Origin of the sequence: Clostridium puniceum, assembly GCF_002006345.1 — a bacterium.
Lineage (GTDB): Bacteria > Bacillota > Clostridia > Clostridiales > Clostridiaceae > Clostridium > Clostridium puniceum.
On record NZ_LZZM01000119.1, the window covers coordinates 1 to 18,264 of the forward strand.

Consider the following 18,264-nt stretch of genomic DNA (forward strand, 5'->3'; position numbering starts at 1 on the left):
AATGTCTAAATAAATAATAATCTAACTGATGGAACGCCGTATGAGGTGAAAGTCTCACGTACGGTGTGAAAGAGGGGAAAAGAGAGGCTTAACGTAAAGACGAAGTCTGCTCTTACCTATTCTTATTTGCGACTTCTATAGGAATCGCGGCTGCAAAGCGCCGTTGCAGTACATATTTCATTAAATGTAATGATTTGTTGCAACAATTAAAGCGAGCAAATCTAGAAAATAGATTAGATGCTAGGCTTAAGCACTTTAGTAAATATAAGCTCCTTATTATTGATGAATTGGGTTATTTACCTATCGATAAAGAAGATTCAAAACTATTTTTCCAATTAATTGATAAGAGATACGAGAAAAAAAGCACAATCTTAACTACCAACATAAATTTTAATTCTTGGGATGATGTTTTTTATGATGCTGTTATCGCTAATGCTATCTTAGATAGAGTTTTACAACATGCTCATGTTGTTACAATTAACGGAAAATCGTATAGACTGAAAGATCATTTTAAGCAAGAAGAAGATTAAAAAACTACATTCTTAAATGATCGAAAAATTACATTTCTAGGTTGACATTTATAGTAAAATAAAGTTAGTTGAAACTACGTCCTTGCGACCAAACTTAGTTGTATAAATGGTTTTATGACCTAAATACAACTTAAAAACAAAAAATCAAGACCTAACATTGGATAATTATGTCCTTTGTTAGTCTTTTCCTTTGTATAAAAATAACAATGAAAAGAAGAAATTTTATTTGCTTGCTCATGTTGTTCATATCAAACAATAAAAAAACGTGGTCATTATGAAATTTGCCCCGTATGTTTTTGAAAAGATGATGGAGGTAATGATCTTAATCGCTATAGTTCTGTAAACCATATGGCTCTTAAAATAAAATAGATTAAATGTAATATGAATTTTGCAGAGTTTATTGTTTTGAACAGAAGATATCTGTCAGTAGACATTTTAAGTATTGGATGGTAAAATTCAATATAAACAGAAGATGAAAATAAACGAGGATTGTTGAATTATGGAAGCATTGAATTTAGAAGAAATACATAAATCATTTCTAAGTAATTTTCCTTACCCAGTTTGGATTGTAGGAATTGATCTAAAAGTAATATTTTTAAATAAAAGTTATGAAGAGAAGTATAATGTAAAATTAAAAGATGCCATGGGTAGATCTATAGAAGAAATTTTTCCAGTAGAAAAGTCTGAAATATTTAATGAAAAACTATATAAGCATTTAAAAGAATCTAATGAATACGTTGCGGAAGCATTAGTTTTTGGTTCCTTTGTTCGATGTAATATATTCCCTGTATCGTGTAATGTGGGAAGTTTTAAAGCTATGGCAGGTGTTGTAATAGATATAAATAATAGAAAATTAAGAGAAGCTGATATGGAAAAACAAAAGAATATATTAAGAACAATAATAGATGCAGTACCAGAATCTATCTTCTATAAAGATAAAGAAAGTAAATTTATAGGATATAATAAAAAGTTTCAAGAGTTTTATAATAAATTAGGAGTAGTCGAAATATTAGGAAAAACAGATTTGGAAATATACACTGATAAAACAGTAGCCAAAAGTTTTATTGAGCAAGATCAAAAAATTATGTATACAAAGGAAGCTACCTATTATGAACAAAGAATAAAAAGTGAAGATGGAAAAGATGTAATAGAGGAAATTGTTAAAATACCTGTATTTGATGAAAAGGATGAGGTATGGGGATTAGTTGGATTAGCGAGAGATATAACAGAAAGAAAAGTTATGGAAGAAAAATTACGATATTTGAGTGAAATAGATATGCTTACAGGTTTATATAATAGATATAGTTTTGAAGAAAAGATTAAGGAATTAAACTATGAAAAATATCTTTCATTAGGAATTATTATGGGGGATGTTAATGGTCTTAAATTGATTAATGATACTTTTGGACATTTAGAAGGGGATAATTTATTAAAAAGCATAGCTAAAATATTAAAAGAAGTATGCTATCCCGAAGGATATGTGTTTAGATGGGGAGGAGATGAATTTATAATTCTTATACCTAATTGCAATGAATCACAATGCGAGCAGATAATTAAAGATATTACCAAAAAATGTGAAGAAGTAGAATATAGATATATGAAATTAAGTATTGCTTTAGGTATAGGGATGAAGCATGAGTTGGATGAAGAGATATATGACTGTATTACCAAAGTGGAAGAAAAATTATATCGTCAAAAATTATTGGAAAAGAAAAGCGTCAAAAGTTCAATTATGGATTCCTTGAAAAAAAGCTTGGAAGAAAAGAACATGGAAACCAATGAACATACTGAAAGAGTCGCTAAATATGCATTAACAATAGGAAAGAAGATGAAATTAAAAATTTCTGAGTTAGATGAATTGAATTTAGCAGCTAAATTGCATGATATAGGGAAAATAGCTATTAATGAAGACATACTTTTAAAGCCAGGAAAATTAACTAAAGAAGAATTTGAAATAATGAAAACACATACAGAAAAAGGATATAGAATTATAAATGCATCAAGCGAGCTAGGAAGTGTTGCCAGATGTGTATTGACACATCATGAAAAATGGGATGGTAGTGGTTATCCTTTAGGCTTAAAGGGAGAAGAAATACCTTTAATGGCAAGAATAATAAACGTAGTAGATTCTTATGATGTTATGACTAATGATAGGATTTATAAGAAGGCTATACGTGCAGAAGATGCAATAAGAGAATTAGAACGATGTTCAGGCACACAATTTGACCCTAAGATAGTCAAAGGTTTTATAGAGTATATTTACGAAAACATGGGATGAAATTTATTTGCTTAAAAAATAGAAAATAGCTTAGAATATAAATAAAACATAAACTATTAAAATAACTAAAGTGAAATTTTGGGAGGAATTATTATGTACGATAAAATAATGGAATCAGTAGATTATATAAAAGGAAAGGTTAGTATAAAGCCTAAAATAGCAATTATACTTGGATCAGGGTTAGGTGATTTAGTTAACTCCGTTAAAAATGCGCAAGACATACCTTATGAGAACATTCCTAATTTCCCAATTTCTACGGTTAAAGGGCATGAAGGTAAATTAGTTTTTGGTAATATTAATGGAGTAGAAGTACTATTAATGCAAGGCAGATTTCATTATTATGAAGGTTATACAATGAAGGAGGTTACATATCCTATATATGTAATGAAACAATTAGGTGTTGAAAAGATTATTGTAACTAATGCATGTGGTGGAATTAATAAAAGCTTTGAACCAGGCACTCTAATGCTTATTAATGATTTTATAAATTTATTTGGAGATAATCCTTTAATTGGTGTAAATGATGAAAGGTTAGGAACGAGATTTCCTGATATGTCAGAACCATATAAGATAGAACTTATTAATAAAGCTAAAAAAATTGCAGATAAATTAGAAATTAAATATGGAGAAGGTGTTTACGCAGGATTTATGGGGCCATATTATGAGACGGCTGCTGAAATTGTAATGATCGGGAAGCATGGAGCTGATGCTGTTGGAATGTCAACTGTACCAGAAACAATAGTAGCCAATTACCTAGGTATGGATGTACTGGGGATAGCATGTATCACTAATATGGCAACAGGTATACAAAAGGTCAAACATTCCCATGAGAGAGTTGTAGAAACCGCTAAAAAAGCATCTGCTGATCTTTGCAGATGGGTAGTAAGAATTATAGAAGAAATATAGTTATGCTTGAATTAAATTTTCGTTTGGGTTTGTTTTGCATGTAATTATGATAGTTGAAGATATAAGGTTAAATTATTATAGCATATGAGAATAGTTTACCATTTCTGTGGTGAGAAAAAGACAAAAATAAATGGAAACAATAGAAGGAGAGAGAATTAAATAATTCTCTCTATTCTTTTATTATATTATTTTGTATCTGTATAAATTAAAACAGCATCTCTTAAAAAAGCAGCAAGTCCAGGTTGTTCTTTATCGTAATATTCAGTAAATCTTTCATCAGCTACATACATTTGGACAAGTCCTGCGTGTGTTTTTTTTGAGTAATTGTTCCAAGAATAGCTAAGCCAAGTGCGGTGTAAATCAGCAGCTTTCTGTGCAAGGTCACTTGCTGGATCTTTGATTAAAAATGCTTCTTTAAGTGTTTCTATCAAATTTTGACCTAATTTTTCAAATTCATCATATTGTCCTTTAGTCATGTTTTTAAATTTTTCATTTGATGCATTAATCATATTATTGCCATATTTTTTGCGTATTTCAGAGCCATATTTTTTTTCATTCTCTTCAATAAGTTTTTCTTTAAATCCTTCGAATTTTTCTTTATCGCTCATTATAATTCTCCCTTCACATTCAGCTATTGTATTATCAACATTAGCTATTAGCATATCCAATTGATTTCGTTTTGCAAGAAGCTTTTCACGATGTTCTTTCAGTGCAGTTGCACTATCAAAGGTTGGTAATGTGAGTATATCTTTTATATCTTCTAATCTTACACCTAATTCCCTATAGAATAATATTTGCTGCAATTTGTTGACTTCTTTAGAACCATAAATTCGATAACCTGATGAATTAATTCTTGCCGGCTTAAGAATTCCTATTTCATCATAATATCTAAGTGTTCTAGTGCTGACACTTGCTAATTTTCCGAGTTTTTGCACTGTATATTCCATGTGCTCACCTCCTCACAATATTACTTTACACCTTTACGCTACGTTAAAGTCAATAGTGTTTTTGAAAAAAATAATTACTATTTTGGAGTATATTATAAATATAAAATAATATGTGCATAAATAGTTATAATATGTTATCATGATAATGATTATTAAATAATAACATATGAAAGCGGTGAAATTTTTATGAAATGGTTCGGTGACTTAAAGATAAAATTTAAGCTAATATTCAGTTTTAGTATTATAGCGTTATTTATAGCTGCAGTTGGGAGTCTTGCTATATTAAATATAAATAAGGTAAGTTCTAATTCAAACATATTGTATGAAGAAGGATTTCAAGAACTAGAAAATCTTCAGCAATTTAATTCCAATACTTTACATACGAGGATTGAAATCTTAAATATTATTAATAATAAAGACGTGACTAAAATCAATGAAATAAAATCAAAAATAGATAATTTTAGAAAAGAAAATGATGAAATTATAAAAAATTATGATAAAGCTAATCTGAGTGATAATGAAAATAAAATTTATTCTGATATAAAGAATATTTTAGCTGAATACAGAGCAGAATCAGATAAAGTTATAGTACTAGCTTCTCAGAATAATTATGATGAAGCTATTAAGTTAAGTAATGAAAGTTCAAAAGTAAGAGAAAAATTAACAAATAATATTGATAAATTGGTACAATGCATTGAAACAAACGCATCAGAGATAAATGCTTCTAACAATAATATAAAATTTAAATTTATTAAATACATGTTAGTGGATATTATTTTAGGATTTGCTATTGCAATAACATTGGGAATTATTGTAGCTACAATTATTTCAGCTAAATTGAAAAAAGTATTAGTGTATGCAAAATTTCTAGAAAATGGAGATTTAACAAGTAGAATAGAAATAAAATCTAAAGATGAAATTGGTGTATTAGCAGATGCATTAAATAATGCAAATGATAATGTGAAAAATTTAATAGGAGAGATAATAAATGGTGCTAATCTGATAAATTCTTCGGGGGAGGAATTATCAGCCACAACACAAGAGGTTTCTTCAAAAATGCAGGAAATAAACGAATTAACTGAACAAATTTCAAAAGGAGCTCAGGATTTAAGTGCTTCAACAGAAGAAGTAAGTGCATCAGCTGAAGAAATTGGAGCAACAACAAGTGAAATTGCAAACAGAGCCATTGATTCAGCAACTTCAGTAAATGAAATAAAGAAACGTTCTTTAGAAATAAAGAAAAAAGCAGCGGAAAATATAGAAGAAGGAAAATTGATTTATGAAGAAAAGAAATCAAATATTTTAAAAGCTATAGAAGATGGAAAAGTAGTTGATGAAGTAAAATTAATGGCTAATGCTATTGGTGACATAGCATCGCAAACAAATCTGCTTGCACTTAATGCAGCAATAGAAGCAGCTAGAGCAGGTGAAAATGGAAAAGGTTTTGCTGTAGTTGCAGATGAGGTGAAAAAACTTGCGGAAGAATCAGCAAAAGCAGTTTCAAGTATTCAAGATATGGTATTACAAGTACAAACTGCCTTTGATAATTTATCTCAAAGTGGAGAAGAGATACTTAATTATATGGCGGATCATGTAAATCCAAGCTATGAATTGCTAATGAATACAGGAATTCAGTATGAAAAGGATGCGGAATTTGTTGATAATACAACACAAGAATTTGCTAATTCCTCTAATCAAATTAGTGAGGTTATTAATCAAATAAATAAAGCTATGCAAAACATATCAACAACAGCGGAAGAGTCAGAATCTGGTTCAGAAGATGTATTAAATAGTATTAATCGAATGACAGTGGCTATTAGTGATATTGCAGAATCTGCACAAAGTCAAGCTGAACTTTCAGAAAAACTTAGTGGAATGGTACAAAAGTTTAAAATATAACGGCAAGTAATTAAAAATAAAATAATATTTAGTTGAAAGAATAATATTTTGTTGTTTAAACTGCTATAGAAAATAGATATGGATTTATATAACAAAAAGTTATATCTACCCCCATATATCTGGAAAAAAGTTTTTAAATATATAGGAACAGAATTACTTTTTTATGAGAAAATAATACAAATTATAATTAATTAACAAGAATGGTTTGACAATAAATGCTATTTGGTCTAAAATGTTTTTTAGAAAAAAAATTGAGGAGTGGTTATAAAAATGATAAAAGAAAACGGTAATATTTCAATTGATACTGAGAACATCTTTCCTATTATTAAGAAATGGCTATACTCTGACAAAGATATATTTATAAGAGAAGTTATAAGTAATGCATGCGATGCAATAACCAAATTCCAAAGATTAGCATCATTTGGAGAAGCTATTGCTGGAGCTGATGAAGAGTATAAGGTTATAGTGTCTGTAAATAAAGAAAATAAAACTCTTAAATTTATAGATAATGGTATAGGAATGACTGAAGAAGAGGTTAAGAAGTATATTACTCAAGTAGCTTTTTCAGGTGCAACAGATTTTGTTGAAAAATATAAAGATAAGATGGATGAAGGTAAAGATATAATAGGTCATTTTGGTCTTGGTTTTTACTCAACATTTATGGTGTCTGATAAGGTTCAAATAGATACATTATCACATAAAGAAGATGCAGAACCAATAAAATGGATTTGTGATGAAGGTGGTACTGAATATGAAATGGCTCTTTCAGAAGAAAGAACTACAAGAGGTACAACAGTAACCTTATATATTAATGATGAAAGTGCAGAATTTTTAGAGGAATATAAAGTTAGAGAAATAATAAAGAAGTATTGTGCATTCTTACCTACAGAAATATATTTAGAAGATGAAAATAAACCAAAAGAGGAACCTAAATATGAAACAAAAAAGAAGGAAGATGGAACTGAATACCAAGAGTTAGTAGAACCAGAAGCACCAAAGCCTTTAAATGATACTAATCCATTATGGGTAAAAGCGCCTAAGGATTGTACCGATGAAGAATATAAAGATTTCTACAGAAAAGTATTTATGGATTTTAATGAACCATTATTTTGGATTCATTTAAATGTTGATTATCCATTTAACTTAAAGGGAATACTTTACTTCCCTAAATTTAAACATGAATTTGAAGCAACAGAAGGACAAGTAAAGCTATATAATAATCAAGTTTTTGTTGCAGATAATATTAAAGAAGTAATTCCAGAATTCTTACTATTATTAAAGGGTACTATAGATTGTCCAGATCTACCTTTAAATGTATCAAGAAGTTTTCTTCAAAATGATAAGGAAGTTTCAAAGATTTCTAATCATATAATCAAGAAGGTGGCAGATAAATTAGTAGATTTATTTAAAAATAGTAGAGAAGAATTTAATAAGTTCTGGCCAGATATACAAATATTTATTAAGTATGGATGTTTAAGAGATGAGAAGTTCTATGAAAAGATTAAGGATATAATAATCTTTAAAAATTTAAAAGAAGAATTAATAACCTTAAAAGATTATCTTGAAGCGAATAAAGAAAAACATGAAAATAAAGTATTCTATGCGAATAATGAAAAACAACAATCTCAATATATTAAAATGTTCAAAGAATATGATTTAGATGCTGTAATTTTAGATTGTAGTTTGGATGATCATTTTATTTCGTTTTTAGAAATGCATGAACCAGGAGTTAAATTTAATAGAATTGACTCCGATATTTCAGAGACATTAGGAAGTAAAACTGATGAAAATGATGAAACTCAAAAAGCACTAAATAAAGAAATAGAAGCTGTATTTAAAGATGCTCTTGGAGAGAAAATTACTAAATTATCAGTTGAAGGTTTAAAAAATGAAGATACTCCAGCTCTTATTTTAGTTTCAGAAGAATCTAGAAGAATGGCTCAAATGAGTAAGATGTATGCAAAATCAGGAATGAACTTCCCAGGTATGTTCGAAGAAGAAAAGACTTTAGTTATAAATAGTAAAAATCCTATAATTAAAAAAGTTATAGAAGTTTCTAAAGATGAATCTAAAAAGGATGAAATTAAATTTATCTGTGAACATATTTTAGACTTGGCTAAAATTGCCAATAAAGAATTAAATGCAAATGAAATGGATGAATTTATAAAGAGAAATAATATGCTTTTAAGCAAGGTAGTTGCACTTTAAAGAAGAATATAAATAAAATGAACAAATCTGTTTAAAAATGATCATAATTAATTTATTAGCAACTAAATTCGATAAATTTAATAATAAAAATTTACAGAAAATAAGGGTTTCAAACGAAAAAAGTTTGAAACCCTATTATTTTAAAAAAATATAATATTATTATAATTAATAATTAACAGTTAGCAATAAAGGATAAAATATCTAATTTGAAATTCAAAATAATCTGAAATTTTACAAAAAATACTCTATTGTATATTATAATTAATATAAGCTAAAGAAAAATTTAAGTATATACGTGTAAATATAATAATATTGAAATACACGGTAAGAAGAATTAGATTAAGGTGGGAATATTTATGATAAATTCGATTCTTAGACCTAAAATAGTTCATAGAAAGCGTATTGAGATAAGATTAAATGGAATCTTTCAAGTGCCAATATTTTTTATTTGTGGACCAATGGGATATGGAAAGACTACTGCAGTAAAAATTTTTTTAGAAAAGAAGAAAGAAATATCAGTTGTTTGGTTTAATGGAGATAATGAAGAAAATGATGATATTTGGATGTGGCACAAATTTGCCAGCTCAATTAAAAAAAGTAATTTAAAGATGAGTGAGAGACTCATCAATTTTGGGATTCCTAAAAGTAGTATGGATAACCATAGAATAATAGAAGCGATTCGCGAAGAAATACATCAGAAAACAGTTTTAGTTATTGACGATTGGGATGATAAAAGAACTGTTTTCATTAAATCTTTATTAAAAGCTATAGCGCTAGAAGGCATAAATGATTTGCATATTGTTATAATAAGTCGTAATAGACCGAAGGAGGAATATATAGAACTTGAAGCAAAGCAAAAATGCATTGTAATGGGACAAGATGATATAGCTTTCACTTTTGATGAAACGGTAGAATTTTTTGAAACCAATGGAGTGATGTTACAAGAAAAAGAAAAGCAAAAAGTATATGAATATACAGGAGGCTGGGCATCAGCTACTTATCTTGCTTTACTTCAATATTATGATGAATATAGCTTTGATAATATTCCAAAGGCAACGGAGCTTATTAAAACAGCTGTCTATGATAAGTTTGATGAAACAACAAAGAAAATTATTTTAAAGCTTTCATTAGTAGAAAGCTTCACATTAGATCAAGCTGTTTACATTACTGAGGATGAAAAATGTAGTTTTGTAATTAAAAAGTTAATTTCAAATAATTGCTTTATTAAGTATGATAGAAAATCAAAGGTGTATACGTTACATTCTATTTTAAAAAGTGCATTAGAAGAGGAACTTATATATTCTAATATAGATTTTAATAAAGTGAATAATACTACAGGTGATTGGTATTCAAAAAACAATGAGGATATACAAGCAATAGAATATTATTATAAGGCAAAAAACTTTCAAAGAATAATGGACTTAATAGAAAGAAATTATACAATAAAGCTTACTAACCTATGGGGAAAAATTATTAATTCAGTATTTAAAGAGCTTAGTATGGAAGAAAAAATAGCAAGACCAATAGCTTATTTAACATATATATTCTTCTATATAATTTATGAAGATTCTAAAATTGGGAAGAATCTTTTGTATGAAGCAAAAATGATATATGAAGAGGATGAAAATCTTAAAGATAAAAAACAAGTATTAGGTGAAATTGCATTTTTAGAAAGTGTTTTAATGATCAATGATGCAAAGAAAATGACTCATTATCATAAAAAAGCATATGAATTATTTGAAGGAGGAACTTCAAATATTGCTAATAATAAGATGCCAGTTAGTTTAGGGTCCCCTCATTTTTTATGCTTATATCATAATAAAGAAGGGAAATTAAAAGAGATAGTGGAGTGTTTTGAGGAAGAAATAGATTATTTTATTCACATATCAAATGGTGGAGCTACAGGAGTGAAATATTTAATAAGTGGAGAATATTTCTTTGAGACAGGTGATCTTAATAAAGGGGAGTTATTTGCATATAAAGCTCTCCACAAGGCAAAAACAAAAAATCAAACGAGTATTATAATTTGCTCACTTTTCCTTTTAATGAGAATTTTTGTGAATAAAAATGATAAATTCGAAGCTAAAAATAAATTTAATAATTTGATTAAAGAATATGAAAACATTGATATTCCAAGTTTTTTAAATGGAGGGGAAATAGCATTAGGATATATTGATGGAATTGTGGGAAATTTAAATGGCATGGATAATTGGACTAAAAATATTAAAAAAAATTCTATGCGGATAATTTCACCAAATGTAAAGATGAGTTATATTATATTTGGATTAGCAATTATACTTAAAGGCAGTTATATTGAATTAGAAGTTCAAGCAGAAACTATGATAGAAGTTTATAGAGTTAATAATAATATTTTTGGAATTATTTATGCATATATATTTGATTCTATTGCCAAGTATAATTTATATGGAATTGAACAAGGGAAAATATCTTTATTAAAAGCAATAAATTTAGCAAAAGAAGACCATATTATAATGTGTTTTGTGGAGTTAGCACCTCATATATTGCATATATTAAAAACATTTGAAAAAGAAGATGAATATGTAAAGATATTAATTCCTAAATGTGAAGAATTTTATAAAATATATATGAAGGATTATATAGAAAATAAACAGATAGAGTTGACACCAAGAGAACTTCAAGTAATGAAATTAGTATATGAAGGATATAAACAAAGTGAGATTTCAACCAAATTACATATTGCATTGATTACTGTAAAGAAACATATTGCTTCTGTGTATTCAAAATTAAATGTGAAAAATAAAACAATAGCAATAAATATATTGAAAGAAAAGGGAATAATTTAAAGTTTATATGTAATTTAGCAGGTTTAGTTCTTAGTATGATTAAGATATGGTATATATATAATGGAAAAATTTTTAAAGCATAGATTATGTATGGCTAGTAAAAAAGTATACTTTAGTATAATATACACATATAACATATATGTATATAATTTATAAGAAGAGAAATTTTGTTAATAGAGGGTTAAAACAAATCAATTATGGTAAAAATGCTTATATTATTATGGTGTTAAGAGATATTAAAATGTGGGTAAATACGTTTAAATAAATTTAAATTGGAACCTCCTAGTTCTAATTAAGATTCTACTATCGTTAACAATAAGGAAAGCATAATATTAATAAGGATTTGATTTGTAAGGGGTTATTAAAAGGGAAGAAATATAATAAATATTTGTTGTGTAGATTAAGTAATATGTATATAGGGGGTACTTTACTGAATTGATATTACAAATAGTTTATTATATTTTTTTGTTTAAAAAAGTAAAAAGTATAGCATGAATTCAAGATATGCCTTCAGGTTTTATTAAAATAAATATATATATAACATATAGAAAATAAGATTTAAAATGGAACTTATATTGTAAAAGTTCCAATGGAGTGATATAATTACTAGAGATATTTTTGTGAATGGAGGAGTTTTTATTTATGAAACATATAAAAACTATAAACAAACCAAATATTAAGAATAGTTTATGTAAGCCAGGATGTAAAGAATGTGCAAATTCATGTCAATCAGCTTGTAAGACATCTTGTACAGTTGCAAACTTAGAATGCGAAAACTAATTTTTAAAGCAGTAACTATATAGTTACTGCTTACTTTAAGCATATGAAAGAAGATAATGAGTCAAATATACTGTAATATTGACTTATTATTTTTTTCTATATGCCTTGAATATAGGAGGAAATTGAAGTGTCTTTAATACATAAATTTAAACAAGGCGAAAACTATTTTGTTTTAGATGTAAACACAGGAGCGGTTCATGTTGTAGATGAAATGGTTTATGATATATTAGGCGATGATAAATTAAAAAATAAGAAAGAAATACTTGATGAATTAAGGGGAAAATATGATTTAGAAGAACTTTCAGAAGCCTATGATGAAATTCAAGAATTAGCAGAAGAAGGCATTCTTTATTCAGAGGATCAATATGAAGAAATAGCTCATAGTTCTATGGATGATAGAGATTACATAAAGGCTATTTGTTTAAATGTAATTCATGGATGTAATTTAAGATGTAAATATTGCTTTGCTGATGAAGGAGAATATCATGGACATGGTGGAGTGATGAGCCTAGAAGTAGCTAAAAAAGCAATTGATTATGTTATTAAGAGAAGCGGTCCAAGAAAAAATATAGAAATTGATTTATTTGGTGGAGAGCCAACTTTAATCATGGATACTATAAAAGAAATAATACAATATGCAAGAGATAATGAAGCTAAGTGGAATAAGAATATAAGATTCACTATGACCACGAATGCAACTCTTTTAACTCCAGAAATGATGGATTTTATGGATAAAGAAATGGGAAATATAATTCTATCATTAGATGGAAGAAAAGAAGTTAATGATAAAGTTAGAATTAAGGCAGATAAGAGCGGTTCTTATGATGATATTATACCGAATATAAAAGAAATGATTAAGCGAAGAACTAAAGGAAAAACTTATTATGTTAGAGGTACATTTACAAGGGAAAATACAGATTTTTATGAAGATGTAATGGCAATGGTAAATGAAGGTTTTAGAGAATTATCAATAGAACCTGTTGTTTTAGAAAGTGGACATGACCTTTCTCTTAGAGAAGACGATATTGATACAATTTTTAGAAATTATGATAAGCTATACGAAGAAATGGCAAAAAGAAAAAGAGAAGGAAATGATGAATTTAAATTCTATCATTTTAATATAGATCTCCAAGGTGGACCATGTGTTTATAAGAGAATTTCAGGGTGTGGAGCTGGTTTTGAATACGTAGCAATAACTCCACAAGGAGATGTATATCCATGCCATCAATTTGTTGGAAAAGAAGAATTCAAATTGGGAAATATTTATGATGACACTTATGATACAGAACTTTCTAAGAAGTTTAAGCAAGCTCATATATATAATAAACCTAAGTGTAGAGATTGTTGGGCAAAATTCTATTGTAGTGGTGGATGCCAAGCAAATAATTTTAACTTTAATGGAGATATGAATATTCCTTATGAAATTGGATGCAAAATGCAAAAGAAGAGAATTGAGTGTGCAATTGCATTAAAGTGCGAAGAAAATTAAATAGACATAAGAATAGTCAATAACACAAAAATAATTTTTAGTTGTTAGTGGCTATTTTTATATTAATTTAAAACTTTCTGAAAAAGGTGCTAGGTTTTGTTAGTAACATTTTTCCAATAAATCTATCAAAGAAATCAATTTCTTATAATTACATAGATTATACGAAAGAATTAAATTTTATTTATTCCATGTCTTTTTGGTTTTTCTCAAATAGGTTATAATATAAATTAAAAGTAAAAATAAATGATAAAACCACTGTATTGATTATTAAAAATAATGATTTTTAGAAAGATAAGCGATTATTAAATTATAATGACCAAGGAGAATAATAATTGAAAGAATACATTTTAGAAAATAATTTAAAGTTAATATACAAGCATACAGAATCTGAGCTTACATCAGTTTGTATATCTGTAAAAGCTGGTGCAGGAGTTGAAAGTGAAAAGTATGGAATAGCTCATGCAACTGAACATATGGTTTATAAAGGAACAAAAAATAGAAGTGAGAAAAAAATAAACGAAGATTTAACTAATATCTTTGGCTTTAATAATGCCATGACTAATTATCCATATGTAATTTATTATGGAACTTTACTTAAAGATGATTTAGAAAAAGGTGTGGAATTATTAAGTGATATAGTCATTAATCCAAGCTTTAAAGAGGACGGGTTTAAGGAAGAAATGGCAGTAATAAAAGAAGAACTTAAAGAATGGGATGAAGAATTAGAGCAATATTGTGAGGACAGACTATTTTTTTATAGTTTTAACAATAGAAGGATCAGATATCCGATTATAGGAACAGAAGAAAGTTTGGATAATATTACGTTAAAGGATATAAAAGAATTTTATTTTAAATATTATTTCCCGGAAAATATTTCGATTGTTGTAATTTCATCAATAGAATTCAGTGATGTTAAGAATATTATAAGTGAATATTTTGGAAGATGGAATTTATTAAATAGCAAAAAAGAATATAAAAATGAAATCAATTTGAAAAATATTAATTATGAGGCTCCAAAGATAGAAATATTTAATAATAAAAAAGATGGAATAAACACATGTAGAGTAGAAATAATATGCCCTATAGATAATTTAAATGAAAAAGAAATGAAAGCTCTTAGAATTTTTAATCAATATTTTGGAGAAGGTGTCAATTCAATTCTTTACGATATTTTAAGAACTAAAAATGGACTTATTTATGATGTGATTACTAAAATTGCTAATGAAAATTATATCAAAGTTTATAAAATTACTTTTAATACAGGAAAAGAAAAGGTAAAGAAATCTATAGATTTGATTAAAGAAAGTATAGAAAACTTAGAATCTTTATTAAAAAATATAGGCCAAGAATCAATAGAGCAATCAATAAAGAACTTTAAATTAAAGAGATTGTTTAGAGAAGAGCAAAGTATAGTTTTAGCAAAAGAATTAGCTACATATGATACCATGTTTGGTGATTATAAAATATATATTAATGAAGCTAATGATTTAGAATTATTAACAAGTGAAGATCTATTTGAAGTAGGTAGCAGAGTATTAGAAAAATTGACAATACAAATAATTGAATAAGAAATGTTAAATCAAGTCAACATTAAAAGCTAAATTATATAGAAAATTTAACTGTTAAATAACAAATGTTACAAGGATATAAGTGGAGGTATTATAAAATGTATAGTTTAAAAAATGATTATAGTGAAGGAGCACACTCAAGAATATTAAATGCTCTAGTAGAAACAAATATGCAACAAACTGATGGCTATAGCACAGATTATTATACAAAACGAGCTATAGATTTATTAAAAAGGAAAATGGAATGTGAAGATGTAGATATTCATTTATTAGTAGGAGGAACACAAGTTAATCTTACTGCAATATCTGGATTTTTAAGGCCTCACCAAGCTGTAATTGGAGCTGATACTTCTCATGTTAATTGTCATGAAACTGGAGCTATTGAATCTACAGGTCATAAGGTAATTACAATGAAGACTGATGATGGAAAGCTTACACCATATTTAATTCAAAAGGTTGTAGATACACATACAGATGAGCATATGGTTCAACCTAAATTGGTATATATATCAAATTCTACAGAGCTTGGAACTTTATATAGAAAATCAGAATTAGAAGAATTACATAATTGCTGTATTAAAAATAATTTGCTTTTATATTTAGATGGTGCACGTTTAGGGTCTGCACTTGCCTCAGAAGAAAGTGACTTAACATTAGCAGATATAGCTAATTTAACAGATGCTTTTTACATTGGTGGAACAAAAAACGGTGCTCTTTTTGGAGAAGCGCTTGTTATTTGTAAAAATTCATTAAAAGAAGATTTTAGATATTTTATTAAGCAAAAAGGTGGTTTACTAGCTAAAGGAAGATTGCTTGGAATTCAATTTGAAGAATTGTTTAAAGATGATTTATATTTTGAAATTGGAAGACATGCAAATAATATGGCTATTCTCTTAAAGAATGCAATAAAGGAAAGAGGATATAAATTTTTAACAGATTCATCTACAAATCAGCAATTTCCTATTTTGCCTAATCTTGTGATTGATAAATTAAGTGAAAAATATTCATTTAAGATTGAAAGAATAATTGATTTAGATAATTCAGCAATTAGATTAGTGACATCTTGGGCAACGGAAGAAAATAAGATTTTGGAATTTATTGAGTATTTAAAAACTATTTAGTTAAATACTTATAACCAATAAATTAAATTTAGCTTCATATCAAATTTTATTGATATGAAGCTTTTATAAAGTTAATCATTAAACAAAATAGAAAAACTGTTTGTCTGAAAAGTTTATCAAATATTCAAGGATATGTATGGAATTTTAAATTTTAAATTAGTATAATAGTAAAAATAGAAAGTTGTTTAGCTTAATAAAATTATATAGCAACTTATAAAATTTAAATTAATATAAAGAGGTTACATGATGAAGGGGAAAATACCACTATTGCAAGAATTGATTAAATATCATGATGAAAAGAATATGCTTCTTTCCATGCCAGGAAACAAAGGTGGGATTGGATTTTTAGGTGATGATATTGGAGAAAAATTTGTTAATAGATTAGGATTTTTGGATATAACAGAAGTTGATCCATTAGATAATTTACATTGCCCAGAAGGGGTTATAAAGGAAGCACAAGATTTATTAGCTAAAACTTATAAAGCTAAAAAAGCATATTTTTTGGTAAATGGAAGCTCGTCCGGAAATTTGGCAGCTATTTTTTCAGCCTTTGATGAAGGTGATGAGGTTCTAGTTGAAAGAAACTGCCATAAATCAGTTTATAATGGATTAATTTTGAGAAAATTAAAGGTCAAATATATAGAACCTATTATTGATAATGAAAATGGAGTGTTCTTGCCTCCTAGTAAAGAAAATATTTATAAGGCACTAAGAGAATGTTTAAATGCAAAGGGAATTATACTAACTTATCCCAATTATTTTGGTATTACATATAATGTTGAAGAGACTATATTAGATTTTAAAGAGAAAGGATTAAAAGTTATTATTGACTGTGCTCATGGAGCTCATTATGGAATAAACAGCAGGCTGCCAAAGGCTGTTTCAAGTTTGGGAGATTATGTTGTTTTAAGTGCTCATAAAACTTTGCCAGCTTTAACTCAAGGAGCCTATCTTTTAGTAAATGAAGAAAATATGCACTTAGAATTTTATTTAAAAGCATTTATGACAACATCACCTTCATATTTAATTATGGCATCATTAGATTATGCTAGATATTATTTAGATAATTATGGTGAGAAGGACTATGAAAAATTAATTGAGTTAGCAGAAACATGGAAGAAAAAAATAAATAAACTTAAAAAAGTACACATACTATGTAAGAATGATTTAAATGAAAAATATAATATTAATAATAAAGGAAAAGAAAAGTTAGAATATAATGTTGATTTAAGCCGATATATATTGATTCTTCCCAAAGGATATAGCGGACATAAGTTTTTAGATTATTTAAGAACTAAAAAAATACAAGCGGAAATGAGTTTTTCAAGAGGTGTAGTATTAATAATGTCTCCGTTTAATGTTGAAAGAGATTTTGAAATTATATATGAAGCGATTTTAAAATTAGAAATGAAAAAAATATGTGCACCAATAGAAGCAAAATATTTTTCTGATATTCCAGAAAAAAAAATGGAGCTTTTTGAAGTTTTAAAAATGAATGGAGAATGGTGTGAAATAGAAGATAGTGAGGGGTGCATTGCCAAAGAAGCAATAATACCATACCCACCAGGAATTCCGTTAGTTTGTCCAGGTGAAATTATTTCTAGAAACTCTATAAATATAATTAGAGATTATGTTATTAATAAAAAAAGTATATTAGGTATTGAAAAGAATAGAGTTCATATTGTAGAAAAAGCATAGTGTTAATTTCATTTT

12 protein-coding genes and 1 pseudogene are annotated in these 18,264 nt (G+C 27.3%); 12 read left to right on the forward strand and 1 reads right to left on the reverse strand.

The genetic code is table 11. The annotated features are described in order from the left end of the window. Positions 1 to 128: 128 nt before the first annotated feature. From CLPUN_RS08985 to CLPUN_RS09000, 4 genes and pseudogenes are all read left to right on the forward strand, one after another. Positions 129 to 530, forward strand: a pseudogene (locus CLPUN_RS08985) (ATP-binding protein); the annotation flags it as partial. A 219-nt stretch (positions 531 to 749) separates the two neighbouring features. After that, positions 750 to 830, forward strand: coding sequence for a CPCC family cysteine-rich protein (locus tag CLPUN_RS29580; protein ID WP_077847010.1), 81 nt, complete (start codon positions 750 to 752; stop codon positions 828 to 830). 199 nt (positions 831 to 1,029) lie between these two features. Continuing rightward, positions 1,030 to 2,808 carry a sensor domain-containing diguanylate cyclase/phosphohydrolase gene (locus CLPUN_RS08995; protein ID WP_077846958.1) on the forward strand — a complete coding sequence of 593 codons (1,779 nt, stop codon included), beginning with the start codon at positions 1,030 to 1,032 and terminating at the stop codon, positions 2,806 to 2,808. Positions 2,809 to 2,901: 93 nt separating this feature from the next. Continuing rightward, complete coding sequence (locus CLPUN_RS09000) at positions 2,902 to 3,714, forward strand: purine-nucleoside phosphorylase (protein WP_077846959.1); 813 nt, start codon at positions 2,902 to 2,904, stop codon at positions 3,712 to 3,714. Between the two features lie 185 nt (positions 3,715 to 3,899). Here the strand turns inward: CLPUN_RS09000 and CLPUN_RS09005 are convergent, their stop codons facing one another. After that, positions 3,900 to 4,661, reverse strand: coding sequence for a MerR family transcriptional regulator (locus CLPUN_RS09005; RefSeq protein WP_077846960.1), 762 nt, complete (start codon positions 4,659 to 4,661; stop codon positions 3,900 to 3,902). Positions 4,662 to 4,847: 186 nt separating this feature from the next. On the opposite strand from CLPUN_RS09005, the gene CLPUN_RS09010 reads away from it, so the two are divergent. From CLPUN_RS09010 to CLPUN_RS09045, 8 genes are all read left to right on the forward strand, one after another. Then, positions 4,848 to 6,560 carry a methyl-accepting chemotaxis protein gene (locus CLPUN_RS09010; protein ID WP_077846961.1) on the forward strand — a complete coding sequence of 571 codons (1,713 nt, stop codon included), beginning with the start codon at positions 4,848 to 4,850 and terminating at the stop codon, positions 6,558 to 6,560. Between the two features lie 270 nt (positions 6,561 to 6,830). After that, positions 6,831 to 8,768, forward strand: coding sequence for a molecular chaperone HtpG (gene htpG / locus CLPUN_RS09015; protein ID WP_077846962.1), 1,938 nt, complete (start codon positions 6,831 to 6,833; stop codon positions 8,766 to 8,768). A 356-nt stretch (positions 8,769 to 9,124) separates the two neighbouring features. After that, positions 9,125 to 11,593 (forward strand): helix-turn-helix transcriptional regulator, encoded by a 2,469-nt coding sequence (locus CLPUN_RS09020; protein ID WP_077846963.1) that lies wholly within the window; start codon positions 9,125 to 9,127, stop codon positions 11,591 to 11,593. 642 nt (positions 11,594 to 12,235) lie between these two features. Beyond that, positions 12,236 to 12,373: a six-cysteine ranthipeptide SCIFF gene (gene scfA / locus CLPUN_RS09025; protein ID WP_009172015.1), complete on the forward strand. Its 138-nt coding sequence runs from the start codon at positions 12,236 to 12,238 to the stop codon at positions 12,371 to 12,373. Positions 12,374 to 12,500: 127 nt separating this feature from the next. Further along, a complete protein-coding gene (scfB, locus tag CLPUN_RS09030; RefSeq protein ID WP_077846964.1) occupies positions 12,501 to 13,862 on the forward strand; it encodes a thioether cross-link-forming SCIFF peptide maturase in 1,362 nt (453 codons plus the stop codon). 332 nt (positions 13,863 to 14,194) lie between these two features. Then, positions 14,195 to 15,430, forward strand: coding sequence for a M16 family metallopeptidase (locus tag CLPUN_RS09035; RefSeq protein WP_077846965.1), 1,236 nt, complete (start codon positions 14,195 to 14,197; stop codon positions 15,428 to 15,430). Between the two features lie 98 nt (positions 15,431 to 15,528). Beyond that, positions 15,529 to 16,551 (forward strand): threonine aldolase family protein, encoded by a 1,023-nt coding sequence (locus CLPUN_RS09040; RefSeq protein ID WP_077846966.1) that lies wholly within the window; start codon positions 15,529 to 15,531, stop codon positions 16,549 to 16,551. 246 nt (positions 16,552 to 16,797) lie between these two features. Beyond that, the gene (locus CLPUN_RS09045; RefSeq protein ID WP_077846967.1) at positions 16,798 to 18,249 is read left to right on the forward strand and encodes an aminotransferase class I/II-fold pyridoxal phosphate-dependent enzyme; all 1,452 of its coding nucleotides are present in this window, start codon (positions 16,798 to 16,800) and stop codon (positions 18,247 to 18,249) included. Positions 18,250 to 18,264 lie beyond the last annotated feature (15 nt).

Bases quoted from the DNA above. Each gene is read 5' to 3' on its own strand.
- CLPUN_RS08995 (WP_077846958.1), top strand. From the start codon at position 1,030: ATGGAAGCATTGAATTTAGAAGAAATACATAAATCATTTCTAAGTAAT.
- CLPUN_RS09000 (WP_077846959.1), top strand. From the start codon at position 2,902: ATGTACGATAAAATAATGGAATCAGTAGATTATATAAAAGGAAAGGTT.
- CLPUN_RS09005 (WP_077846960.1), bottom strand. From the start codon at position 4,661: ATGGAATATACAGTGCAAAAACTCGGAAAATTAGCAAGTGTCAGCACT.
- CLPUN_RS09010 (WP_077846961.1), top strand. From the start codon at position 4,848: ATGAAATGGTTCGGTGACTTAAAGATAAAATTTAAGCTAATATTCAGT.
- htpG (WP_077846962.1), top strand. From the start codon at position 6,831: ATGATAAAAGAAAACGGTAATATTTCAATTGATACTGAGAACATCTTT.
- CLPUN_RS09020 (WP_077846963.1), top strand. From the start codon at position 9,125: ATGATAAATTCGATTCTTAGACCTAAAATAGTTCATAGAAAGCGTATT.
- scfA (WP_009172015.1), top strand. From the start codon at position 12,236: ATGAAACATATAAAAACTATAAACAAACCAAATATTAAGAATAGTTTA.
- CLPUN_RS09040 (WP_077846966.1), top strand. From the start codon at position 15,529: ATGTATAGTTTAAAAAATGATTATAGTGAAGGAGCACACTCAAGAATA.
- CLPUN_RS09045 (WP_077846967.1), top strand. From the start codon at position 16,798: ATGAAGGGGAAAATACCACTATTGCAAGAATTGATTAAATATCATGAT.